23 protein-coding genes are annotated in these 25,609 nt (G+C 43.2%); all 23 read left to right on the top strand.

Annotated elements, in window-relative coordinates; genetic code table 11:
• The first annotated feature begins 140 nt into the window (after positions 1–140).
• Positions 141–2,072, top strand: coding sequence for an ABC transporter substrate-binding protein (locus tag ACGG81_RS11435; RefSeq protein ID WP_390108425.1), 1,932 nt, complete (start codon positions 141–143; stop codon positions 2,070–2,072).
• A complete protein-coding gene (locus ACGG81_RS11430) occupies positions 2,072–3,022 on the top strand; it encodes an ABC transporter permease (protein ID WP_390108422.1) in 951 nt (316 codons plus the stop codon). Before ACGG81_RS11435 ends, ACGG81_RS11430 begins: the two co-directional genes overlap by 1 nt.
• The gene (oppC, locus tag ACGG81_RS11425) at positions 3,022–3,948 is read left to right on the top strand and encodes an oligopeptide ABC transporter permease OppC (RefSeq protein ID WP_009263602.1); all 927 of its coding nucleotides are present in this window, start codon (positions 3,022–3,024) and stop codon (positions 3,946–3,948) included. The genes ACGG81_RS11430 and oppC overlap by 1 nt, the downstream gene beginning before the upstream one ends.
• 14 nt (positions 3,949–3,962) lie before the next feature.
• On the top strand, positions 3,963–5,003 hold the full coding sequence (locus ACGG81_RS11420; RefSeq protein WP_009263601.1) for an ABC transporter ATP-binding protein: 1,041 nt from the start codon (positions 3,963–3,965) through the stop codon (positions 5,001–5,003).
• Positions 5,004–5,008: 5 nt separating this feature from the next.
• On the top strand, positions 5,009–5,944 hold the full coding sequence (locus ACGG81_RS11415; protein ID WP_009263600.1) for an ATP-binding cassette domain-containing protein: 936 nt from the start codon (positions 5,009–5,011) through the stop codon (positions 5,942–5,944).
• A 181-nt stretch (positions 5,945–6,125) separates the two neighbouring features.
• Entirely contained in the window at positions 6,126–6,542 is a 417-nt protein-coding gene (locus ACGG81_RS11410) for a hypothetical protein (RefSeq protein WP_009263599.1), read from the top strand.
• Between the two features lie 219 nt (positions 6,543–6,761).
• A complete protein-coding gene (locus tag ACGG81_RS11405) occupies positions 6,762–7,130 on the top strand; it encodes a GntR family transcriptional regulator (RefSeq protein WP_008977385.1) in 369 nt (122 codons plus the stop codon).
• Complete coding sequence (locus ACGG81_RS11400; RefSeq protein WP_390108416.1) at positions 7,127–7,984, top strand: ABC transporter ATP-binding protein; 858 nt, start codon at positions 7,127–7,129, stop codon at positions 7,982–7,984. The genes ACGG81_RS11405 and ACGG81_RS11400 overlap by 4 nt, the downstream gene beginning before the upstream one ends.
• Before the next feature lie 12 nt (positions 7,985–7,996).
• Positions 7,997–8,752 carry a hypothetical protein gene (locus tag ACGG81_RS11395; RefSeq protein ID WP_390108413.1) on the top strand — a complete coding sequence of 252 codons (756 nt, stop codon included), beginning with the start codon at positions 7,997–7,999 and terminating at the stop codon, positions 8,750–8,752.
• A 138-nt stretch (positions 8,753–8,890) separates the two neighbouring features.
• Positions 8,891–9,928 carry a hypothetical protein gene (locus tag ACGG81_RS11390; protein WP_390108411.1) on the top strand — a complete coding sequence of 346 codons (1,038 nt, stop codon included), beginning with the start codon at positions 8,891–8,893 and terminating at the stop codon, positions 9,926–9,928.
• A 10-nt stretch (positions 9,929–9,938) separates the two neighbouring features.
• On the top strand, positions 9,939–13,349 hold the full coding sequence (addB, locus tag ACGG81_RS11385) for a helicase-exonuclease AddAB subunit AddB (RefSeq protein ID WP_390108408.1): 3,411 nt from the start codon (positions 9,939–9,941) through the stop codon (positions 13,347–13,349).
• A gap of 31 nt (positions 13,350–13,380) precedes the next feature.
• Positions 13,381–17,070 carry a helicase-exonuclease AddAB subunit AddA gene (gene addA, locus ACGG81_RS11380; protein WP_390108406.1) on the top strand — a complete coding sequence of 1,230 codons (3,690 nt, stop codon included), beginning with the start codon at positions 13,381–13,383 and terminating at the stop codon, positions 17,068–17,070.
• On the top strand, positions 17,067–17,339 hold the full coding sequence (locus tag ACGG81_RS11375; protein WP_009263593.1) for a DUF1294 domain-containing protein: 273 nt from the start codon (positions 17,067–17,069) through the stop codon (positions 17,337–17,339). The genes addA and ACGG81_RS11375 overlap by 4 nt, the downstream gene beginning before the upstream one ends.
• 278 nt (positions 17,340–17,617) lie before the next feature.
• The gene (locus ACGG81_RS11370) at positions 17,618–17,941 is read left to right on the top strand and encodes a PadR family transcriptional regulator (protein WP_390108402.1); all 324 of its coding nucleotides are present in this window, start codon (positions 17,618–17,620) and stop codon (positions 17,939–17,941) included.
• Complete coding sequence (locus tag ACGG81_RS11365) at positions 17,938–18,645, top strand: DUF1700 domain-containing protein (protein WP_009263592.1); 708 nt, start codon at positions 17,938–17,940, stop codon at positions 18,643–18,645. The genes ACGG81_RS11370 and ACGG81_RS11365 overlap by 4 nt, the downstream gene beginning before the upstream one ends.
• Positions 18,642–19,496 carry a DUF4097 family beta strand repeat-containing protein gene (locus tag ACGG81_RS11360; RefSeq protein WP_390108399.1) on the top strand — a complete coding sequence of 285 codons (855 nt, stop codon included), beginning with the start codon at positions 18,642–18,644 and terminating at the stop codon, positions 19,494–19,496. Before ACGG81_RS11365 ends, ACGG81_RS11360 begins: the two co-directional genes overlap by 4 nt.
• Before the next feature lie 59 nt (positions 19,497–19,555).
• Positions 19,556–19,756, top strand: coding sequence for a PspC domain-containing protein (locus ACGG81_RS11355; RefSeq protein ID WP_008977374.1), 201 nt, complete (start codon positions 19,556–19,558; stop codon positions 19,754–19,756).
• A 180-nt stretch (positions 19,757–19,936) separates the two neighbouring features.
• Positions 19,937–20,158, top strand: coding sequence for a small, acid-soluble spore protein, alpha/beta type (locus ACGG81_RS11350; RefSeq protein WP_008977373.1), 222 nt, complete (start codon positions 19,937–19,939; stop codon positions 20,156–20,158).
• A 177-nt stretch (positions 20,159–20,335) separates the two neighbouring features.
• Positions 20,336–21,424: a PucR family transcriptional regulator gene (locus ACGG81_RS11345; protein WP_009263590.1), complete on the top strand. Its 1,089-nt coding sequence runs from the start codon at positions 20,336–20,338 to the stop codon at positions 21,422–21,424.
• Positions 21,425–21,438: 14 nt separating this feature from the next.
• Entirely contained in the window at positions 21,439–22,125 is a 687-nt protein-coding gene (gene ftsE / locus ACGG81_RS11340; protein WP_008977371.1) for a cell division ATP-binding protein FtsE, read from the top strand.
• On the top strand, positions 22,115–23,023 hold the full coding sequence (gene ftsX, locus ACGG81_RS11335; protein WP_008977370.1) for a permease-like cell division protein FtsX: 909 nt from the start codon (positions 22,115–22,117) through the stop codon (positions 23,021–23,023). Before ftsE ends, ftsX begins: the two co-directional genes overlap by 11 nt.
• Positions 23,024–23,031: 8 nt before the next feature.
• On the top strand, positions 23,032–24,240 hold the full coding sequence (locus ACGG81_RS11330; protein ID WP_390108394.1) for a murein hydrolase activator EnvC family protein: 1,209 nt from the start codon (positions 23,032–23,034) through the stop codon (positions 24,238–24,240).
• Positions 24,241–24,253: 13 nt separating this feature from the next.
• The gene (locus ACGG81_RS11325; RefSeq protein ID WP_390108391.1) at positions 24,254–25,471 is read left to right on the top strand and encodes a S41 family peptidase; all 1,218 of its coding nucleotides are present in this window, start codon (positions 24,254–24,256) and stop codon (positions 25,469–25,471) included.
• Positions 25,472–25,609 lie beyond the last annotated feature (138 nt).

Below are 25,609 nucleotides of genomic sequence, written 5' to 3'. Positions count from 1 at the left end.
AAAGATAGAAAATTCTGATGAATTACGATGAGAAGAGTATTTTGCGTAAACATGCAAAAAATGAAAAAATTTATTGACAATGTAGCGATGAAAAATTATAATAACTTTACTGCTATAAATTATAAAAGGAGGAGAAAGTTATGAAAAAACGAGGCAAATGGCTTGCACTTGCACTGGTAGCTGCACTCGCAGTAACAACTGTTGGATGTGGAAGTGGCAAGAAAGAATCCAAAGGCGAAAAAGGGGCTTCAGAAGAGATTAAAGATCTTGTGACTTATGAAGTGCCACAGCGTGAGATGGAGAACGTATTTATTTTGAATACGGAGATGGCAGCTGACTTAAACGTACTTTGTAACACAAACGAAGGTTTCCTTGAGACAAATCCAAAAGGACAGTTAGTGGCAGGTATCGCAAAAGAATGGGGTACAGAAGATAATGGTCTTACATGGACATTTAAGATGAGAGACGATGTGAAATGGGTAGATCAGCAGGGAAATGAAAAGGCTGACATGGTTGCAGATGACTTTGTAACAGCTCTTGAGTGGATCCTGAATGCACACAAGAACGATGCTGGTAACAACACATCTATGCCAATCTCAATGATCAAAGGTGCAAAGGAATACCGTGAATATACAAAATCACTCTCAGCAGATGAGGCATTAAAGCTTGACAAATCGAAATTCCTTGAGATGGTAGGAATCGAAACGCCAGATGATTACACAGTAGTTTACCACTGTATAGCAGAGACACCATATTTTGATACAGTAGCAGTATCTGCATGTCTGTACCCGATTTCTCAGGGCTTCATCGATGAAGTTGGTGTAGAAAATGTAAAATCTGTAGGAATCGATAAATTATGGTACAACGGACCATACATCTTAACAGAGTTCATCCAGGGTAACACAAAGACTCTGACAAAGAACGAAAGCTACTGGGATAAAGATTGTAAACTTTTCGATACAGTTACAATCAAACTGATCGAAGACTTAACAGTTGGATACTCTCTCTATGATACAGGAGAAATCGATACAATCGACCTTGCAGAAGCAAACTTAAGAGCTATCTACGAAGATGAGAACAACCAGTATCACGATTATCTGACAGAGAAACTTCCTAAGAAATTCTCTTACCAGATGAAATTCAACTATGCAAAGAAGAACGAAGACGGATCTGATGATACAAACTGGAATACAGCGATTGCAAACGAAGCATTCCGTCAGTCTATCTACTACGGACTTGACCTGACAAAAACTTATGAGAGAGCAAACATGATCAATCCACTTAGCTGCGAGAATACAGCTTACACAATGAAAGGTCTTGTATACTTCTCAGATGGTACAGAGTACGTTGACAGAGTAGAAGAATTAATCGAACTTCCAGAGTCTAACGGCAAGACGATGAGAAGACTTGACAAAGAAAAAGCAGAAGAGCTTAAGAAACAGGCAATAGAAGAACTCTCTGCAAAAGGTGTTAAATTCCCGGTTGAGATGGACTACTATATCCCAGCTGGTTCTCAGTTAGCACTTGATGGTGCAACAGTTCTTCAGGAAAACTTTGCAGACTGTTTTGGAGATGATTATATAAAATTAAACATCGGAACATATGTATCCAGCTTAACTCAGGAAGTTATCGATCCAAGTCTTCATTCTGTTGTTATGAATGGATGGGGAGCTGACTATGGTGATGTGCAGAACTTCCTCTGTCAGGAGACATACGGAGAAGAGACAGCTTACTATTCAATGAACTACACAAACATCAACGACGCTACAGATCCTGAACTGATCGCTACATGGAAAGAATTTACAGACCTTGTAAACAAAGCGAATGCAATTACAGGAGATCTTGATGAAAGATATGAAGCATATGCACAGGCAGAAGCTTACATGTTAAAACATGCGATGACAATCCCATACAACCTTGATATTTCATGGCAGTTATCAAAAATCAATGATTACTCAGTATCTCATGCAATCTATGGTATGCAGAATGCAAAATATAAGGACTGGGAGACATCCGTAGACGCCTATACTACGGAAGATTACGAGAAATTCGCAGAGGAATTTAATAAATAATGTTTAAGTATACAATCAAGCGACTGTTACAATCTGTTGTTACAGTCCTGATTGTTGTAACGATCGTTTTTCTGTTGATGAGAATGCTTCCGACAGACTATTTCTTTACAGAAGATCAGTTAATGAAGTTTACATCAGAGCAGAAAGAAGAGCAGTTACAGGCGGCAGGACTGTTAGATCCGATGCCGAAACAACTCGTTCGTTATTATGGGCAGCTTCTGAAATTCGATTTTGGCGAATCCAGAAGAATTCAGAACGGTGTTGATGTCGTATCGGTAATTGGCGATAAATTTACAATTTCTATGAAACTTGGATGTACTGCACTTGTGATTTCCCTTTTTGTAGGTATCCTTATCGGTATTATCCAGACATTAAACAAAGACCGGATCTTAGATCATGTAGGAACAGCATACACAATTTTTGTAAATGCGGTTCCAAGCCTTGTGTCATACTCACTTGTGTTGGCATTTGGTTCGAAAGTGCTCGGGCTTCCGTCGCTTTATTCGACACGGAATCCGTCAGAGACAAGTATACTTCCGATCGTATGTCTGTCACTGGCATCTATCGCAAGTTATGCACTCTGGACGAGACGTTATATGGTAGATGAACTGAATAAGGATTACATTAAGCTGGCTCGTGTAAAGGGTACTTCTTCTGCGGGAATTATGATTAAACATGTCTTTAAGAACGCATTTGTACCGCTGGCTCAATATGTTCCGGCATCATTTCTCTACACAATTGGTGGATCTCTTTTGGTAGAAAGATTCTTCTCTGTACCGGGAATGGGACCACTTCTTACGGATGCGATTGTCCGCTATGACGTAAATGTCGTGCAGACACTTGTAGTCCTTTACGCAGTGCTTGGTACACTGGGTGTATTCCTCGGAGACATTCTTATGATGTTACTTGATCCGAGAATTAAACTTACAGGAAAAGGAGGAACGCGATAATGGGCGAAAATGAGAAAAAAGATGATTTATTTCGGTTCGTGGAATATTCTGCAGAAGAAGCGGAACGTACCGGATATTCAGACTATTCTTATTGGAAATCCGTGTTCCAGAATTTTCTGAAGAAAAAATCAGCAGTTGTGATGGCCATTGTCTTTTTTGCACTTGTAATTTTCTCTTTCATCGCACTGCACATTGGAAAATATGATTATGCTGCATTAAAAACAAATTCAGCTATGGCATTCCAGTCACCGAATGGTGAATATTGGTTCGGAACAGATAACCTCGGACGTGATTACTGGTGTCAGGTATGGTATGCAGCACAGACATCCATTAAACTGGCGCTGATCGTTGCGCTTGGAGAGTGTGTGCTCGGAGTTATCATTGGCTGTATTTGGGGATATATAAGAAGCCTCGATCGTATTTTGACAGAAGTTTATAATATTATTAATAACGTACCGGTTATCATTTATATGACATTGATTGCGCTTCTTGTTGGGCAGTCCTTTACAATTATGTGTATTTCACTGATTGGATTCGGATGGCTGACCATGGCGAGAAATGTGCGTAACCTTGTTATGATGTATCGTGACAGAGAATACAATCTTGCTTCACGATGCTTAGGTACTCCGATCTGGAGAGTGCTCGTAAAGAACATTCTTCCATATTTGATCAGTATCATTATTCTGAGACTTGCACTGTCGATCCCGTCGACAATTGCACTTGAGTCTACGTTATCTTATTTAGGACTTGGACTTGGAATCGATACACCGTCACTGGGTATTCTGCTTAGAAATGCCCGTAACTATTTCCTCGAACACCCGTATCTGTTGATTTTCCCGGCGGTAATTGTATCTCTTATTACAGTTACATTTTACCTTGTGGGAAATGCGTTCTCTGATGCGGCTGACCCGAGAAATCACGTATAGAACGGAGGACTGCTATGACAAAAGAACCAATCTTGTCTGCGAAAGATGTAGAAATCCAGTTTAGCTTACGTGGCAGAAAACTGACGGCGATTCGCAGATGTTCCTTAGACCTTTATGAAGGAGAAACACTTGCAATTGTAGGAGAGTCAGGATCAGGAAAGTCAGTGTTTACAAAGTCTTTCTTAGGAATGCTTGACTCCAATGGAAGTATTACACACGGATCGATCATGTATGATGGAAAAGATCTGGCGAAATATAAAAAAGAGAAGGACTGGAGAACGATCCGTGGAAAGAAAATTTCTATGGTAATGCAGGATCCGATGACTTCTCTGAATCCATTGAAAAAAGTAGGAAAACAGATTCAGGAAAGTATCGAATTGAATCAGGGAATCAAAGGTGCTGAGGCAAAGAAAATGGCACTGGAGATGCTTGAAAAAGTAGGAATCCCATTTCCGGAGAAGCGATACAATCAGTATCCGCATGAATTTTCCGGTGGTATGAGACAGCGTGTTGTCATTGCGATCGCAGCTGCCTGTCATCCGGATATTCTGATCTGTGACGAACCTACGACTGCGCTGGATGTAACAATCCAGGCACAGATTCTGAATCTGATCAGAGATCTTCAGAAAGAACTGAAGATGACAGTTATTTATATTACACACGATCTTGGTGTTGTGGCAAATGTAGCGGACCGTGTTGCAGTAATGTATGCGGGACAGATCGTTGAGTATGGTACAGTCAATGAGATTTTCTATGATGCATGGCATCCGTACACATGGGCATTGTTATCTTCCCTTCCACAGCTAGGAGTGAAAGGGGAACCGTTGCCGACGATTGAAGGTACACCACCGAACTTATTCAATAAGATTCAAGGGGATGCATTTGCACCTCGTAACAAGAAGGCACTTGCAATCGACTTTGAGGAGGAGCCGCCATTCTTTGAGATCACACCAACGCATAAGGCGAAAACGTGGTACTTAGATCCGCGTGCACCGAAGATTGAACAGCCGGAGGCAATTAAACGTCTTCGTGCGAGTATGGAAGGAAGAGGGTAAGAATTATGCAAGAAAAAGAAAAACTGATTGAGTTGAAAGATCTGCAGATTACCTTCGGAACCGGAAAGAAGAAGTTCGTTGCAGTTGACCATGTGAACTTTGATATTTATAAAGGAGAAACCTTCGCGCTTGTAGGAGAGTCAGGATCAGGAAAGACAACAATCGGACGTGCGATCACGAGAATCAACCCGGTATCTGCCGGAGAGATTTTGTTTAAAGGGCGTCGCATCAGTGGTAAGATTTCCAAAGAACTCGACCTTGAAGTGATAAAAAAATGTCAGATGATCTTCCAGGATCCTCAGGCATCCTTAAATGAACGTGCGAAAGTTGATTATATTATCTCAGAAGGTCTGATTAATCATCACCTTTACAAAGATGAGAAAGACAGATACAATAAAGTGCAGAATGCACTTCGGGAAGTTGGTCTTTTACCGGAATTTGCATCTCGATTCCCACATGAATTCTCAGGTGGACAAAGACAGCGTATCGGTATTGCGCGTGCGTTGATCATGGAACCGGAGTTTGTTGTGGCGGATGAACCGATTTCTGCGCTGGATGTTTCTATCCGTGCACAGGTATTGAACCTTCTGAATGAGTTGAAGAAGACAAAAGGACTGACGTACCTGTTTATCGCACATGACCTGTCTGTTGTAAGATTTATTTCAGACCGTATTGCGGTAATTCATAAGGGACGTATTGTGGAGCTTGCAGAAGCAGAAGAGTTGTTCCTGCACCCGCTTCATCCATATACAAAAGCGCTGCTTTCTGCAGTTCCGATTCCGGATCCGGAGCGTGAGAAGAATAAAGAACTTATTGTTTATGATCCGTCGATTCATGATTACAGTGTGGATCAGCCGGTTTGGGAAGAAATTCTGCCGGGACATTTTGTCTATGGAAATCAGAAAGAACTGGAAGGATATCGCAGAGAGATCGAAAAATAAGAAAAATATCACGGCTGAGGCAAAAGCGAAGCTGTTGTCTAAAAGCTGGATAAAAATGATAAAAGTATGTCTTGTTGAGGGGAGAACTTGTTGGGAAAACCTTGACAAGACTTATTTTTTGTGAAAAAGTATAATCTGGACAGAGAAAATGAAGTAATACTTAGGTAAAGGAAGAAAAACTATGATTAAAAAAATCCGTATGATATTTCAAAAATATATGATCCGTCCAATGTTATATCAGTGTGTGGCAAAATTTGCTGTAGCGATGGTTCTCTGCCTTCTGTGGGACAAGTTTTTGAATCAAGGGGGATATCGGTCACTTGCAGAGAATGCACTTTTTGTGGCAGGATGTATTTTCCTTATGTTGGCATGGATTCAATATCTTAGGCTGGATGGGGTTCGGATCCATCATTTGTTGGAGGAAAAAGAAGAGAAAAAAAAGAAACATATCACAAAAGATATGGTAGACTTTGTCGATGAGAAGGTGATTCCATTTGGGGAATTGGATGATGACGAACGGATTGTGTGCCGGTTTTTAGGAGATTTGTTGTGTGCGCTTGTCTGTTTGATTCCTTCTCTGATCGCAATGATGGTCTAGGAAGGAAAAAGACATTCCAGCATAGGTGTAAATATAGCATAGAGAAAGAACAGAAAGAATAGAGAAAGATGCCTTGCGACGTATAGAAAACGTTGCGAGGTTTTTTGTTTTTTACAAAACTTTTTGAAGCAAAGTAATTGACAAAAGTAGGAGTGGTGGATATAATGCATATATAGTTAATTACTTGAGTAGCTAACCGTATAACGAGAGGAGAAAAAGATGAAGCTGAATTTTGATGATGAGAAGCCTGTATTTTTGCAGATTGCAGAAGGGATGGAAGATGCAATCTTGACAGGGGTATTTCAGGAAGAGAGTCAGATTCCTTCTACAACAGAGCTATCTGTGACTTATAAAATCAACCCGGCAACTGCGCTTAAGGGGATCAACCTGCTGGTAGATGCCGGGATCGTGTATAAGAAGAGAGGAGTAGGAATGTTTGTGGCAGAAGGTGCAGTAAGGAAATTAAGACAAAAGAGGAAAGACCAGTTTTATGAAAATTTTGTAAGTCGTCTTGTAGAGGAGGCGAAGAAGCTGGAAATTACAGATGTGGAGATCATTTCGATGATAGAAAGGGGATTTTCAAAATGAGAGGGATAGAGATCAAAGAAGTGTCAAAGGGCTATAAGGACACAAAGGCGCTGGATCATGTCAGTGTACAGTTTGAGGATGGGAAAATATATGCGCTTCTAGGACGAAATGGAGCAGGGAAATCCACCATGCTTAATATTATCAGTAACCGGATTTTTCCAGATCAGGGAGAAGTGCTGGTAGATGGAAAGCCTGCAAGGGAAAATGATCAGGTACAGCAGAATATGTATCTGATGAGTGAGAAGACACTTTACCCGGCAGGGATGAAGATCCAGCAGGCATTTCAATGGTCGAAGGAATTTTATCCGAAGTTCGATATGGAGTATGCGATGGAACTTGCAAGGATGTTTGGGCTGAATACGAAGAAAAAAGTGCGGACACTTTCCACCGGGTATAAGTCGATTTTTAAGCTAATTCTTGCGCTTTCTGTCAATGTTCCATATCTGTTTTTAGATGAGCCGGTCCTTGGGCTGGATGCGAATCACAGAGAGATGTTCTATCGGATTCTTCTTGAGAAGTATATAGAAGAACCGTTTACGATAGTAATTTCTACACATCTGATTGAAGAGGTCGCAAGTGTGATCGAACATGTTGTAATCTTAAAAGACGGGAAGATTGTGAAGGATTGTGCGACAGAGGAGTTGCTTGCCGGTGGTTATAGAATTTCCGGAAAGAAGGAAATGGTTGACTTATGGAGTCAGGGAGAGGATGTGATCGGCACGGAAATGCTCGGAACGATGAAGACAGCATATGTGATCGGAAGTTCCAAAGAAAAATGGAAGAAAGCACCGGAAGAGCTGGAAGTGGCGAAGTTGGACTTGCAGAAGATGTTTATCCAGATGACAAATCGTTAGAGGGGGATGTATATGAGAACGAAGAAGAGTTTTAAATATCAGTTTCAAGAAGTGTGGCAGTCAATTGGGATGTTATATCTTGTTCAGATTGGAATGCGTCTACTGGCATTGCTGATTGCGAGCAAGATTGGTGGAGAATATGTGACGATGAACGGAATGAATATGATGTCGGCGATGTTTATGCTGATCATCGGAATGTGTAGTTTTACAGAAAGCTTCCAGTTTTTATTGCAGAATGGTGTGAGCAGAAAGCAGATTCTGGCAGGAAAGATGCTTGTCTTCGCAGCCGGTGCCGGGATGTGTGGAGTGGCTGATACCTTGCTTGCTACAGTAGATCAAAAGCTGAACGGATGGGGAAATATCAAATTTGGAGGAGAAATTTTACCCTTGTTTTATCCAGAGTTTTTAGAGCAGGCATCTTCCGTTGTGAGGGCAATCGTCTCGGTAGCACTGCTGTCTGTAGTGTATGCACTTTTTGCAGGGGCAGGGTATATGGTGTCTATCATCTGGTATCGTCTGAATAAAATAGGAAGAATCATATTTGCATTTGGAGTACCGGCAGTTTTATGGCTTGTATATCCCCTTGCGGACTATTTTTTGTTTGGTGGAAGGAGCATGATCGCAATCATGAATGTGATCATGAAGTTATCCGGCCTCGCCGATGGGAATCCATTCTATGGACTGATATCTGGTGTAATAGGTCTGGTGATTCTGGCAGGTTTCAGTATATTGTTGATCAGAAAAACGGTGGTAAGACGGGAAAATTAATTTTATAGTGGGAGATCGTTCTATATTTCCTCCGGAAATCATGTTATAATGAGATACATGATTTTCGGAGGATTTTTATTTTGGAATCAGGAAGGAACAGATCAGGAGTGAGCAGAAAATCCGGAGAGGAGGAGAGGTATGAGAAAGATTTCTAAGGAAGAACTCAGACATGGAACATGGTTCCGGAAGATGATGGTGGTGACAGTATTTCTATTTATTGCGATGATCGCAGCGGGCGCGGCGATGCAGATGGCAGAGTGGGCGCTTTCTGGAGGAAACGGTCTGGCAGCATGGCTGGTAGTGTTTGGAATCTTTGCGGCAGCAGTGGCAGGGTGTAAAGCGTACTGGAAGCCGATGGTGCGATACTGCCGCAGGAAATATCTGACAGTTCCGGTCGTATCGGGATTGCTGGACGGGAAAGAGATCGACCGACTTCTGGATGGAGAAGTCTTTGAGACGGTGGTGGATCTGGACCGGAACTGGGATGTCAAAGAAAGTGCGAACTGGTTTCGTGTGGCGGATTACTATATTTCCAAGCAGCTGACGATGGGAATGCAGCTGGGGAATAATGTAGGAGTAGTGAATACAGGGCGTGAAACCGGAGAACTGTCTTTACTTGGGATCGACGGGACTTTCCTGAAGGTGACTTTGCCGACGATGATCCCAAGAAGCGGCGTAGAGCAAATCTATCACTATATCCGCAGCGAGGGGAGTATCCGGACAAACTGGGTATGGAAGATTTTTGAGTGTGGAGAGGAGACGCGGCATCCCGTACTGCAGCGCGTATTTGAGGAGGAATGCCGGAAGTTTCCATCGAAAACAGAGGCAGTGCTTGCATTGGGTGCAGATGCCGAGGAGTTGAAAGAGAGGGAAATTGCAGCGCTTTCCTACGAGGAAAAAGAAGATGTATACAGGTTTCAGAAAGAAGCGATGAAACTTGTCCGGACTGTGAAGATTGGAAATGCGAAGAAAAATGGATTTGTCGAACAGTACGACCGGGCATATGCATTTGAAATTTGCAGCAAGGCGCTGAAAGCATTGATCGTCAAAGAGCCGGGAAAGAAAGAGCGGAAATTTGAAATCGAAGACTGGCCGTTTCTCTATATGACGCAGCGTGTGCCGGAGTGGTATGTGATACTGGATGAACAGGGAAATGTTGTGTTTGGAAAGAAGTAAGAGGTGAATGATGTCGTTACAATTTATTTTTGGAAATTCTGGATCCGGGAAATCCAAATATCTGTATGAACAGGTTATTGCAGGAGCATGCGAAAATCCAAATCGGAATTACATTGTGCTTGTGCCGGAACAGTTTACGATGCAGGCACAGAAAGAATTAGTCAGACTGCATCCGCGGCATGGAATCATGAATATTGATGTATTAAGCTTTGGACGGCTGGCGCATCGCATTTTTGAGGAGGTGGGCGGAAACAGAAGAATCGTGCTTGACGATATCGGGAAAAGCTTGCTGCTAAGGAAGGCAGCAGGGGATATGGAAGGAGAATTAAAGGTACTGGGGAGCAATATCCGGCGTCTTGGATACATCAGTGAAGTGAAATCGGTGATCTCAGAATTCACACAGTATGATGTTGGCGCAGAGGAACTGGAGCGTGTAATGGAAAGTGGAGAGATCGGCCCGCAGCTTTACTGGAAGCTTCACGATATCCAGAAACTTCAGGAAAAATTCGGAGAGTATCTGCAGGGAAAATATATTACCGGAGAAGAATTGCTGGATGTCTTTAGTGCTGTCGTGCAGCAGTCAGAGATTTTAAAAGACAGTGTGGTTGTACTTGACGGATTCACCGGATTTACACCGGTACAGAACCGGGTGCTTGGACAGCTTTTAAAAATTTGCCGGAAAGTAACCGTTACTGTGACGATAGATCAGAGGGAGGATCCTTACCAGTTGAAGCATAAGTATCAGTTGTTTACTCTGAGTAAGCAGATGGTTACCGGATTGGTGCACATTGCAGCGGAGGAAAACATTGAGGTAGAGCCTCCTGTGCAGTTGTATGGAAACCGGGTAGAAGTTCCTGTTAGATTCCGGGAAAATCCGCCGCTTGCTTTTTTAGAGCAGAACTTGTTCCGCTATACGAAGCGGGTGTATGACAACAAGCAGGATATGCTGTCGCTTCATGCGGTCAAAAATCCAAAGGAAGAGTCGGTGTTCATTGTCTCAGAGATTCTCAGGCTGGTGCGGACAAAGGGGTACCGCTACCGGGATATGGCTGTGATTGTCAGTGATATGGAAACTTATGCGGAATATATGGAGAGAGCATTTCGGATTTGTGGGGTTCCATTTTTTATGGATCACAAACGAAGTGTGCTGCTTAATTCCTTTGTGGAATACTTGAGAAGTCTTTTGGTGATGATCGACGAAAACTTTTCCTATGAGAGTACGTTCCGTTTTCTGAGAACAAATCTGACCGGTTTTACACAGGAAGAGGTGGACGATGTGGAAAACTATGTGGTGGCACTCGGCATTCGTGGATATAAGAAGTGGAAAGAGATCTGGGTAAGACAAAGTCCGCATGCAGACGCTGAGGACATGCTTCGTTGGAATGCATTCCGGCAGAAATTTATAGAGAAGTTAGAAAGACTCACAGAGGTATTGAAGCACCGGAAAAAGACGGTGCGGGAAGTGACGGAGGCAATTTATGCATTTCTCGTTCAGGAAGAGATGCAGAAGAAGATCGGCATATATGAAGTGCAGTTTCAGGAGCGGGGACAGTTGGTACTTGCAAAGGAATATGCCCAGATTTACCGGATTGTACTGGAGCTGTTTGACAAGTTTACAGAACTGCTTGGGGAAGAGCAGATTTCTCTCGGGGAATACAGAGAACTTCTCGATGCAGGGCTTCAGGAGGCAAAGGTCGGTGTGATTCCTCCGGGAATCGATCAGGTGGTCGTTGGAGATATCGAGCGTACAAGGCTTCAGGATGTGAAAGTTTTATTTTTGGCAGGGGTGAATGACACCTGGCTTCCGGGAAAGCAGGGAGCAGGAGGACTGTTGTCCGAGTATGACCGGGAGAGATTTCAGGAGCAGAAGGTGGCACTGGCACCGGGGGCGAAGGAGCAGGCTTACATTCAGAAATTTTATCTGTATCTGCATCTGACAAAACCATCTGAGTATCTGTATTTGACTTTTTCTAAAATCTCCTCGGAAGGGAAAAGTCTGCGTCCTGCCTATCTGATCGCAGATCTAAAAAGGATGTATCCAGAACTTTTGGTGGAAGAGGAGGAAGACAGGCCATTCTGGGAAAAGGAACTGACACCGGAGACGGCACTTCCGTATCTTGTGGAAGGGCTGCAGGTGCGAAGTGAGACATTTGGAGGAGCATGGAAGGAGCTATATACTTGGTATCGGAAGCACCCTAAGTGGCATGCACAGATGGAGCAATTGCTTGCGGCAAACCATCTGAAACGTCCGCACGATCAGTTATCGGAAGAGGTGGCTAGAAAGCTTTATGGCACGATCTTAGAGAACAGCGTGACAAGATTAGAAAAATTCTCTGCCTGTGCTTATGCGCATTTCCTTACTTATGGGATGAAGTTGGAAGAGCGTACAGTCTATGGATTTAAACCGGTAGATCTTGGGAATATTTTCCACAGTGCGATGGAACAGTTTTCGAAAAAATTAGAAGAGCACCAAGTGACATGGACGACAGTTTCTGAGGAATTGCGGGAACAACTCATCGAGGAAAGTGTGGAGGCAGGTGTCACAAACTATGGAAATGCAGTGTTATATAGTTCTTCCAGAAATGAATATGTGATCACGCGTATGAAACGTCTGCTTAGAAGAACGGTATGGGCGTTGACTAAGCAACTGGAGAAGGGAGATTTTGTTCCGGCGGGATATGAGATCAGCTTTGGAAATTTGGCACATCTGGAGTCGGTTAATCTGTCACTGTCAGAGCATGCACGGATGCGGCTGAGAGGAAAGATTGACCGTGTAGATCTGTATGAGGATGAGGAGCATGTCTATGTCAAAGTCATTGATTATAAAACTGGAGCAAAAGCATTTCAGTTAGGAGAAATGTATCATGGATTGCAGCTACAGTTGATTGTCTATTTGAACGCGGTGATGGAGATGGAAGAGCAGAAACATCCGGAGAAGGAAATTGTTCCGGCAGGAATTTTCTACTATCAGATGAAAGATCCGTTCGTGGAAAAGGAAGTCAGAGAAAATCTTGGGGAGAAGGCAGTTTTGAAAGAATTAAAACCAGATGGCATCGTCAATTCCTCAGAGGAAGTCATCACCCATTTGGATCGTTCTTTTTCGGGGAACTCGGATGTGATCCCGGTTGGAAGAAATAAGGATCAGAGCCTCTCAAAGACGTCAAAAGTGTTGAGCGGAAGAGGATTTAACACTTTGTCAGAATATACAGATCAGATTTTAAATCGGATCGGACAGCGGATTTTAGATGGGGAAGCAGAGATCCTTCCATATGAACTGGGAGGAAAGACTGGGTGTGATTACTGCCCGTATCAGGGAATCTGTGGATTTGATAAGAAAATACCGGGGTATGAGTATCGGAAACTTTCCAAATTGAAAGATGTGGAAGCATTGCAGCAAATGGAGCAAGAAGTGAAAGAGTAGATTATGAAAAAAGAAAGGGGAGAATCATCGGATGGGAGTATCTTGGACAAAGGAACAAGCGCAGGTCATCCATCTTAGAAACAGAAATATTCTTGTGTCTGCGGCGGCAGGCTCAGGAAAGACGGCGGTGCTTGTAGAGCGGATCATCACGAGACTGACAGTAGATGAGCCGCCGATTGATGTAGATCAGATGCTCGTCGTGACATTCACGGAAGCTGCGGCGGCAGAGATGAAAGAACGTATTCGGGATGCGATTGAGAAAAAATTGGAGGAGCAGCCGGAAAACGTCCATTTGCAGCGACAGGCGACACTGATCCACAATGCACAGGTGACGACAATCCACAGCTTTTGTCTTTCAGTCATCCGGGACTATTTTCATATGATCGATCTGGATCCGGGATTTCGGATTGCGGATGAGGGAGAATTGAAGCTGCTTCGGCAGGATGTGCTGGAAGAAGTTTTGGAGAACTGTTATACAGCCGGGGAGCAATCTTTTTTGGATTGCATCGAAAGTTTTGCAGCAGGAAGGGATGACAAGAAGATCGAGGAGATTATTTTGCAGTTGTATGAATTTTCTCGAAGCAATCCGGAGCCGGAAAAGTGGCTCCGTCAGTGTGTGAAATCCTATGAAGTAGATACGATGGAAGCATTTGAGGCTTCGGAAGGAGCTGTTTATGCGAAAGAGAGTTTGAGAAAAGCGTTGGAAGAAACAATGGCACTTCTGGAAGAAGGGATAAGACAGTGCCAGGAGCCGGACGGCCCTTATATGTATGCCGATGCACTCAAGGAGGATCGCGAGAGGATTCAAAAGCTGCTGGCGCAGACAACGATGCGGGGAATGTATGACTTGTTTGCAGACTGGAAGTGGAAGCGATTTGCAGCGAACAAAGACAAAAGTGTATCGGAAGAACTCACTGCCTCGGTAAAGAATATCAGAGAAGAAGTGAAAGACATTGTGGGAGCGCTTAAGGATCAGTTTTTCTATGAAGCACCGGAGGAATTGTGGAAAGATATGGTGGAAGCAGGGAAAACGATGTCTGTACTTGCAGGGTTGGTACAGTTCTTTGCAGATGCATTCGAGGAAAAGAAACGGAGTAAACACCTGATTGATTTTTCGGATATGGAGCAATATGCACTTCGCATTCTGACAGAAAAGACAGAGGAGGGGCTCATCCCTTCTGAGGCCGCGAAAGATTATCAGAAAAAATTTGCGGAAGTTATGATTGATGAGTACCAGGACAGCAATCTGATCCAGGAGGCGATTCTCACAAGTGTCTCTACGGTGTCAGAAGGCAACTATAACGTGTTTATGGTGGGAGATGTCAAACAGAGTATTTACCGTTTCCGTCTTTCCAGACCGGAACTGTTTATGGAAAAATTTAACACATATAGTATAGAAGAAAGTCAAAAACAGCGGATCGATCTCCATAAAAATTTCCGAAGTAGAAGAGAGGTGCTGGACAGCACCAATTTCGTATTCGAGCAGATTATGACAAAAGAACTAGGAGAAATTACATACGATGAGAAAGCTGCATTGTATGTGGGAGCAGACTACGAGGAGAAGCCGGGAATGGAGACGGAGGTACTGCTGGTCAATACGGCGGAGGATTTTTCCGAACAAACCGAAGTAAGGGAAGCATCTGACCGGGAGCTTGAGGCGCGTGCAATTGCGGCAAGGATCAAGCAGCTTGTGGGAGCACACCCGGTATTTGATAAAAAAAGCGGGGCATATCGTCCGGCAAAATACAGCGATATTGTCATTCTTACGAGAAGTTTGAAAGGATGGACAGATGTCTTTACGGAAGTGCTGAACCGGGAAGGAATTCCAACCTTTACTGGATCGAAAGAGGGGTATTTTGAGACGAGAGAAATTCGTCTGTTGTTAGATTATCTTCGTGTGCTGGATAATCCGCGGCAGGATCTTCCGCTTGCAGCTGTGTTAAAATCAATGTTTGCAGGACTTTCCAGTGAAGAGTTTGCCAAGATCAAATGCGAGGAAAAGGAAGTATCTTTTTATCAGGCGGTGCAGGATTACCGGCGAATGGGGGACGACAGAGCGATCCAAGAAAAATTAGACAGGTGTTATGAGAAGATGAAAGACTTCCGGGAGAGGCTCCCGTATACGGCCATCCACGAACTGCTCTGGCAGATTCTAGATGAAACTGGCTATGGAAATTATGTGGCGGCGATGCCAGGAGGCGGGCAGCGGGCGGCGAATCTGGAGATGCTTGTGGAGAAGGCGATTGCTTTTGAAGCTACAAGTTATAAAGGGCTTTTTAATTTCGTGCGCTATATTGAACAGCTGAGGAAATATGATATTGATTACGGAGAGGCAAACATTGCCGATGAGCAGGCGGATACGGTGCGCCTGATGAGTATCCATAAAAGTAAAGGGCTGGAATTTCCAATCGTCATTGTAGCGGGAATGAGCAAGCGTTTCAATATGCAGGATACGACGGGAAGCATTGTAGTCCACCCGGAACTTGGAGTCGGGGTGGATGCAGTCGATTTGGAGTACCGGACGAAGATTCCGACGTTCCTGAAAAAAGTGATCCAGAGAAAAGTTCAGTTGGAAAATCTCGGGGAAGAACTTCGCGTACTTTATGTTGCACTTACAAGAGCAAAGGAAAAACTGATTTTAATTGGAAGCATTTCTAATCTGGAGAAGAAATTGAAAAGTTTTGCTTCCATTCAGTCCAGAGAACAAACAGCGCTTCCATTTGGAGTTCTTTCGAGGGCTACATCGTATTTTGACTGGATTTTGCCGGCGCTGTTTCGGAATCAGGTGCTTGCAGATCTGCTGAATGGATATGGGATGAATGTTCCGTTTACCAATGCAATGTACCAGAAGGAGGTTCCGCTCGTTGTGGAAGAGATTTTTCCGGAACATCTTATCTTGCAGGAAACTGCGGAGGAAGTGGAGCAGGCATTGACAGAAGAGCTCTTAAGAAACTGGGATACAGCATATGTCTATGATGAGAGAATGAGAGCGCAGATTGAAGAACAGTTTTCCTATCAGTATCCATACGAAGCCATGCAGAAGATGAAATTGAAATTTACTGTGTCTGAACTGAAAAAAAGGTCAGAGCCTGAGGAAGAGGCAGGAGAAATTTTGTATGAAGAGCCCGAGATAGTTCCTTTGGTTCCAAACTTTATGCGGGAGAAAACAGAGCCGGGATACACGGGAACTTTGTCCGGGGCATCCAGGGGAACGGCATACCATAAGTTTTTGGAACTGCTGGATTTTGGAAAAAGTTATACTATTTCGCAATTGTATGCTGAGGCGGCAAAGTTCTGTGAGGAAGGGAAACTTAAGCCGGAGATGATGGAAAGTATCTACTACAAAGATATTTTAGGATTGCTGGAAAGTCCGCTTGGTCTCAGACTTCGGAAAGCGGCACAAAGTGGCTGCCTGAAAAAAGAACAGCCATTTGTACTTGGAGTTTCGGCGGATACAATTTATCCGGAACTGCTCGAGAGACAGGAAGAAGAGGAAGAACTTCTGATCGTGCAGGGAATCATAGATGTTTATTTTGAGGAGCCAGACGGAATTGTCGTCGTGGATTATAAGACAGACCGGGCAGCATCTCGGGAAGAGCTTGCAGAACGATATGAGAAACAGCTCCGCTATTATGGAGAAGTGCTGGAACGGCTTACCGGAAAGAGAGTAAAGGAGAAAATTATATATTCCTTTGCGCAGAAAGAAGAGGTACGAGTATGATAGAAATCGCAATCGGTTACGTGCTCCTGATCAATTTGTTTGCGTTTTCCCTGTTTGGGATCGATAAGAGAAAGGCAGTGAAAAGGAAATGGCGCATTCCGGAAGCGACCCTTCTGACGGTGGCGGCGCTTGGAGGAGGAGCCGGGGCGCTTCTTGGAATGTATACCTTTCATCACAAGACAAGAAAACCGAAATTTTATGTTGGTGTGCCGGCATTACTTGTGGCAGAATGTTTGGTGCTATGGTATTTATGGGGAAATCGATTCTGATTTTCGATGTTATGGACGGATTGAACAATAAAGGACAGGGGCGATACAGAAGTAGTTTCTTATACAAGAGATGATTCTGTATCGTCCCTGTCTGTATGTCTGAAAATGAGGTAGATTTCAGGCAGAAATTGGCACGACATTAAGAAAATCTTCATAAATTCTTATATATTTTTACATTGACAACAATATTATACGATATATAATATAGATAAATAAATAGTATTAAATTTATTATCATATTATGAATCACAAATAGAAAAAGATAAAGGAGTGATGACATGGTATTTAACACAGGAGCGGCATTGTTAGATGCGATTGTGTTGGCAGTTGTATCCAGAGAAAGTCAGGGGACTTACGGATATAAAATTACACAGGATGTCAGACAAGTGTTGGAAGTATCGGAGTCTACTTTGTATCCGGTTTTACGAAGACTCCAGAAAGATCAATGCCTGGAAGTGTACGATATGCAGTTTGACGGCAGAAACCGACGGTACTATAAGGTGACGGATCGAGGAACGGCACAGCTGAATCTGTATCGCGAGGAATGGAAAGTGTATTCAAAGAAGATCAGTGAGATATTTGAGGGAGGTGTGACTGCATGAATCGAATAGAATTTATGTTAGAGCTGGCAGCGCTTTTGCAGGATGTGCCAGTGGAAGAGCGAACAGATGCAATGCAGTATTATAATGATTATTTTGATGCGGCAGGAGAAGAAAATGAACAAAAAGTAATTTCGGAGCTGGAAAGCCCAAAGAAAGTTGCAGAAAAGTTAAAGGCAGGCCTGGATGGCAGAAGCGATCTGGGAGGAGCCTTCACAGAAAATGGTTATCAGGATTTTCAGTTTGACAGTCGGAAAATGCCGGTATCCGGAGAGTATCCATATGAGCAGAGTCGGTCAGAAGAACGTGGTACTTATGAAAATGAGAGACACAACAGGACAGCAAAGGTGATTTTGCTCGCTGCGATTATTCTTATAGGAGCGCCGATAGTGATACCGCTTGTGATTGCAATTATCGGTGTCATCTTTGGAGTGGTGATCGGGATTGTAGCAGCAGTGGCAGGGATTGGTATGGGAACGATTGCAATTTTGATTTCCGGAATTTTTACAGCAGGTGTAGGAATTGTCCACATGTTTACGGCTGTCGGAGAAGGATTGCTAGTAAGTGGAATCGGACTTTTGCTTACCGCGGTCGGATTGCTTGGATCGATGGCGGTTCTGTGGGTGATTTTGAAGGTGGTACCATTTCTGTTTCAGGGAGCTGTAAATATTTGTAGAAAGATTTTGCAGAGAGGAGTGAGAAGATGAAAAAAGGTTGGAAAGCCGGGTGGATCATAGCAGGTGTAGCGGCAGTGACCGGAGGGATGTTTTGTATTGCGGGTGTTGCGCTTGGAGGAAGAGCAGATACAATTGAATTTAACGGAGAGCATGTTTTCGACTTCTTTTCAGGGGAACTGTTTGAAGATGATCTGTCGGAGGTGGCCTCTCCGTATGGGGCTCCTGAAGAGCAGTACACAGGGAGTGAAAGAGAAAATCTTTTTACAGATGTAAAGCGGATGGAAGTTGAGATGAGTGTAGGTGAGATAATCGTAGAGGAAACAGATGGAGCAGAAATTCAAGTAACGATTCCAGAGGACTTCAGAAAAATCCAGTGTTACCAGGACGGTGAGAAACTGACGATCGAGAATACAGAGCGAAAGTCAAAACTGGGAAAGAGCGTAGAACCGGTCGTGATTGGGATTCCAAAAGGATACCGTTTGGAATCGTTTCAGTGTGAGATTGCAGCAGGTGAGTTTACTGCGGACAAGCTTCGCGGTGGTCATGTGGAAATCAGTGCGGGAGCAGGAGATGTTACGATTGAGAAAGTCGATGCAACAACAATGGCTTTAGAGGCTGGTGCCGGGGAAATTGACATTATGGAGGCAATTGTGTCAGAAGGAGAAATCGAATGTGGAATGGGAGAAATATATCTGACACTTGCAGGGGAAGAGACAGACTATGAATGTTTCACAGAGTGTGGAATGGGAAGTGTGTGGATCGGAGATGAGGAATATACGGCGCTGGGATCAGAAAAACGTATCCATCCGGGAGCAGAGAAAAAGCTTGCTATCGAATGCGGCGCCGGGGAAATTACTATTGACTTTTCTGAGCAGGAGTGAAACACTGTTCATAGGAAAATTAATTTACAGAGTGTTTTTTAAGAAAGGGGAATTTTAGAATGGAACAGAAAAGATTATACAGATCAACAAGAAATAAAATGATATGTGGAGTATGCGGAGGAATAGCAGAATATTTCAACATCGATCCGACACTTGTAAGACTTGGAGTTGTATTGCTCAGCTTGACAAGTTGGGGAACGGGAATTCTTGCCTATTTTATCTGTTCGGTCATTATTCCGGATGAGCCGAAAGAATTTTAATATGGAGAAAACTTTAGGGTGACATAAAAAAGCAGCGAACAGCTGCTTTTTCCTTTTAGAGCATAGAGAAGTCCATGGGAAGTGAGGAGTCTGTATAAATTAAAAAAAACAGGGAATATTTACAAATATCACAATGGATTTAATAGAATTAGGAAATTGCAGGAAAAGGGGAGAAAAAAGATGTCACGGAAAAAGGAAAAAAAGATTGTATTAAGTGAATTAGAGCCAGAAGAACGGTTGAAATATGAGATTGCAGAAGAACTCGGACTCCTCGATCAGGTGATGGAAAAAGGGTGGAAATCACTGTCGTCGAGGGAGACCGGAAGAATCGGAGGAATCGTAAAAAACCGTAGGAAAATGTTTAAAAACTGTGAACAATCTGAGGCAGGGGTTGAAAAATAAGAGATTATTTGATATAATCGTACGACTGGGAGAAGATATTTTTTTGTGCGTAAGTATTTCTCCCGAAAGAAAAAATGCATAATAATTCTTGATTTCTACTTTCTTTTTTTGCTGTTTTGCATTAAGATATATACAGATATGTAGAAATATAGAATTTATTAAGCGGAGGAGAAGAATATGATATCAAATCAGACACTTCAGAACACCATCGAAGGCTTGAAGGGAATTACCCGGATCGATTTGTGTGTAATGGATACAGAAGGAAAGGTACTTGCAAGTACATTTACAGATACAGAAGATTATGAAAGTGCGGTAGTGCCGTTTGTGGAATCACCGGCGGACAGTCAGGTGATTCAGGGCTACCAGTTCTTTAAGATTTTTGACGAACATCAGCTCGAATATATCTTAATGGCGAATGGTGGAAGCGAGGATGTATACATGGTCGGTAAGATCGCGGCATTCCAGATCCAGAATCTTTTGGTCGCTTACAAAGAGCGTTTTGACAAAGATAATTTCATCAAGAACCTGCTTCTTGACAACTTACTGCTTGTAGATATCTATAATCGGGCGAAAAAATTACATATTGACACGGAAGTGAGACGTGTTATTCTTATAGTTGAAACGTCCCGGGAGAAAGATACGGGGATGCTTGAGAGTGTGCGTGTACTTCTGGGCAGCAAGACAAAGGATTTTATCACAGCTGTGGATGAGAAGAACATCATCGTTGTGAAAGAGCTTGCAGCTAATGAAGGTTACAAAGAGATGGAACAAGTTGCAAAGAACATTCTGGAGATGCTTCAGTCAGAGGGCGAGGAAGATGTTCACGTTGCATACGGAACTATAGTAAATGATATCAAGGAGGTATCCAAGTCCTACAAAGAGGCGAAGCTTGCACTGGATGTAGGAAAGATCTTCTTTAATGAGAAAGATATCATCGCATACAACACACTTGGTATCGGAAGACTGATCTATCAGCTGCCGATTCCACTTTGCAAGATGTTTATCCGTGAGATTTTTGAAGGAAAATCACCGGACGATTTTGATGAGGAAACATTGACGACGATCAATAAATTCTTCGAAAACAGTCTGAATGTATCGGAGACATCAAGACAGCTATACATCCACAGAAATACACTTGTGTACAGGCTGGATAAGCTGCAAAAGAGCACAGGTTTGGATCTTCGTGTGTTTGAAGATGCAATCACATTCAAGATTGCTCTTATGGTAGTGAAATACATGAAGTACATGGAGACCTTGGAGTATTAGTGATAGGAGGACATATGATAGAATTAAAAGATGTAACGAAGGAGTATTCAAAAGGAGTTGCGGCTCTGAATGGAGTATCTGTGAAGATCGAGCAGGGCGAATTCGTGTTCATCGTAGGGGACAGTGGGTCAGGAAAATCTACTTTGATCAAGTTGATCATGAAAGAATTGGACCCGACATCCGGCACGATCATCGTGAATGGACAGAATCTGAACCGTATGAAGCACAGACATATTCCGAAGTACAGAAGAGGGCTTGGAGTTGTGTTCCAGGACTTCAGACTTTTAAAAGACAGAAATATTTATGAGAACATTGCATTTGCCCAGAGAGTTGTTGAGACTCCGACGCGTGTGATGAAGAAGAAAGTACCGGCAGCGCTTTCACTTGTAGGACTTGCTCAGAAATATAAGATGTTCCCGAAGGAACTTTCCGGAGGAGAACAACAGCGTGTAGCAATCGCAAGAGCAATCGTCAATGAGCCGTCAATCCTTCTGGCAGATGAGCCGACAGGAAATCTTGACCCGACAAACTCATGGGAGATCATGCAGTTGCTTGAGGAAGCGAACCAAAGAGGAACAACCGTATTAGTCGTTACACATAATCAGGAGATCGTAAACGAGATGCAGAAGCGTGTAATTACGATGAAGAAAGGTGTCATTGTCAGCGACGAGAAAAAAGGTGGGTATATAAATGAGGATTAGTACAGTAGGATATACGATGAAGCAGGGAGTTAAGAATATCGGAAGAAACAAGCTGTTCTCGCTGGCATCAGTTGCAACGATGGCGGCATGTATCTTCTTATTCGGACTATTCTTTTCCGTAATTCTTAACTTTAACTACATAGTCAAGAAGGCAGAAGAAGGGGTAGCGATCACTGTATTCTTTGAGGAAAATCTGGAAGACAGCAAGGTAGAGGCAATCGGAGATGCGCTGAGAGATAGGGACGATGTCCTGAAGGTTACTTACGTTTCGGCAGATGAGGCGTGGGATACATTCAAGGATGAATATTTTGGAGAATCCAAAGATCTTGCCGAGGGATTTAAGGATGACAATCCGCTGGCAGGATCTGATAACTATGAAGTGTATATGAAAGATGTAGAGTCACAGAAAGAAGTCGTGAAATTTGCAGAAGGACTTGATGGAGTCCGCAAGGTCAATAAGTCCGATGTTGTTGCAAAGACATTGTCGAGTGTCAATAAACTGATCCTCTATGTGTCTGCGGCGATCATCTTGATTCTGCTGATTGTAACAGTATTTTTGATCAGTAACACAGTTACGATTGGTATTACGGTCCGAAAGGAAGAGATTGCGATCATGAAATACATTGGTGCCAAGGATTATTTTGTCCGTGGACCATTTATCGTTGAAGGTATTCTGATCGGTCTTGTCGGGGCAGCAATTCCGCTGGCAGGATTGTATGTCGTATATGACAAAGCAATTGATTACATTATGACCCGCTTTAGCATTCTGAATAACATTTTAGATTTCATGCCAGTGTGGGATGTGTATAAAATCTTATTGCCGACAGGTCTTCTTCTTGGAGTCGGAATCGGTTTTATCGGAAGTTTCTTTACGATCAGAAAGCATTTAAAGGTATAGGTGAAAATATGAAATTAAGAGGAAAGAAGATAGCGGCACTATTCCTTGCGTGTGCGTTATGCAGCGGAAGTGTCATGCCAGTGTCAGCAACATCTATTTCTGAGACACAAAAAAAGGGAGAGCAGTTGGAAGAGCAGAAGAAAGCTGCGGAAGCCGAGAAAAGCTCACTTGATAATGAACTGAACACAGTCATCCAGGAACTTCAGAAAGCGCAGGATGCTATGTCTGCGAAGGAAGAGCAGATTGAGTCTGCTGAGAATGAGCTTGTAGAGGCGAAAGTAACTGAGAACAATCAATATGAGAGCATGAAGAAACGTATCAAATACATGTACGAGAATGGAAATGTGGAATTTATCGAGATCATTCTCAGTGCAGAAAATATCTCAGATTTTCTCAACAAAACGGAATATGTGACTAAGATCTCGGAATATGATAGAGATATGCTTGTAGAATTTCAGAAGACGGTTGAGCAAGTGCAGAAGAAGGAAGAAGAACTCCGTGCAGAGTACGAGGAACTGTCAGCACTTCAGACGACACTTTCTGAGAAGCGTGCAAGTGTAGAAACACTACTTTCTAATAAGAACATTCAGATTGCAAATCTGGAATCTGAGATTGGGGAGAACGCAAAAGTATTACAGCAACTGATCGCGGAAGCACAGGAGGCCGAACGGCGTCAGAAGGAAGCTGAGGCGGCGCAGTTAGCAGCACAGCAGCAGGCGATGAACAACAATGCCGGACAGAACAATCAGATACAGGCACCTTCGGGTGGAAGCAGTACTGGTGGAAGTACATCTGGAGGAGTGGTGCCGCCGTCATCAGGCAATGTGGTATCTGGCAGCGGGTACTTTACACACCCATGTCCGGGGATGACATATCAGTCAAGTTACTTTGGAGAAATCCGAGAGTTTGAGGTCGGAGGACACAAAGGGCATGATTATGCAGCACCGGAAGGAACACCTACATATGCAGCAGCGGCAGGCACTGTCCTGATTGCGAATTATAGTACATCAGCAGGAAACTGGGTTGTCATCCAGCATGACAATGGGCTTGTTTCAAAATACATGCATCATTCTGCACTGACAGTATCTGCTGGACAGAGAGTAGAGAAAGGTCAGCAGATTGGATATGTGGGAAGTACCGGACAGTCGACAGGACCACACCTTCACTTTCAAGTAGAATTAAACGGTGTAGCAGTGAATCCTTCAAATTATATGTAAGACGGGTAATCATATGGAGAATAAACATAGTTTTTTTAAAGGGGCGCTCTGTGGCGCCCTTGCTATGTTCATAGGGGGAGGTGCCATTTTTGGCGGAGTTTCCCTTGGAAAGAATGTAGCAGAGAAAATCAGAAAGAATGAAAATAACAGTATTCAGTCATCGGAGAGTGTGCTGAACGCGGAATCAAAAGAAAAGCTGAAAGAGATTGAGAAGATTATTGACGAGCATTATCTTCGGGATACAGATACAGAAGATCTGGAAGACGGTATGTATGCAGGAATTCTGGCAGGTTTAAATGATCCGTATTCGACTTACTATACGGAAGAAGAAACAAAGGAACTTTTTGAGACGACATCAGGAGAATATATTGGAATCGGAGCGGCGATGTCTCAGAATCTAGACACAGGAATCATTACGGTAAGCAGAGTCTACAAAGACTCTCCGGCAGAGAAAGCGGGAATGCGTTCGGAAGATATTCTCTATAAGGTGGAAGGCGAAGAAGTGACCGGTGAGGAACTGGATGAAGTTGTTGCAGACATCAAAGGAGAAGAGGGAACAGAAGTCCATATCACTGTTTTACGCGGGGAGGAAAGAGAAGAGATTGAATTGACGGCTGTGCGAGGAAAAGTCGAAGCTCAGACAGTCGAGTTTGAGATGAAAGAAGACCAGATTGGCTACATCAGTGTTTCTGAATTTGACAGTGTGACGATGGGACAGTTTGAACAGGCGCTTACAACATTGGAAGAGCAGGACATGCAGGGGCTTGTCATTGATTTGAGAAGTAATCCAGGTGGAAATCTTGATACAGTCTGCAATATGCTGGAGCTGATCCTTCCGGAAGGAACGATTGTTTCTACAAAGGATCGGAGTGGAAAAGAAGAAGAAATCCGAGGAAGTGGAAAGAATGACTTTGATACTCCGCTTGCAGTTCTGGTAAATGGATATAGCGCAAGTGCTTCTGAGATTTTTGCCGGAGCAGTTCAGGATTACAAGATCGGTACGATCGTAGGAACGACAACATATGGGAAAGGCGTTGTCCAGCAACTATTTCCACTCGATGACGGAACTTGTGTCAAGGTGACAATCTCTGAGTATTTTACTCCGAAGGGAAGAAATATCGACGGGAAAGGAATCGAGCCGGATGTTTCGGTAGAGTATGTCAGAGATGAGGAAGATCCGGAGGCTGACAATCAACTGCAGACTGCGATGGATGTGCTTCGGGAACAATAGAATACAATGTACCAGTGTACTGAAAAATCAGTGCAGCATGGAAAGAATTTATCCAAAGTGATGAAAGAGAAGGAATGTCAGAAGGGAACACAAATTTGACATTCCTTTTTTTGTGCTGCTATGATAAAATAAAAATAG

It is taken from the genome of Faecalimonas umbilicata, assembly GCF_042846195.1.
GTDB lineage: Bacteria > Bacillota > Clostridia > Lachnospirales > Lachnospiraceae > Faecalimonas > Faecalimonas umbilicata.
The sequence above is the reverse complement of the archived record's forward strand: the minus strand, read 5'-3'. Positions and strand labels throughout refer to the sequence as shown.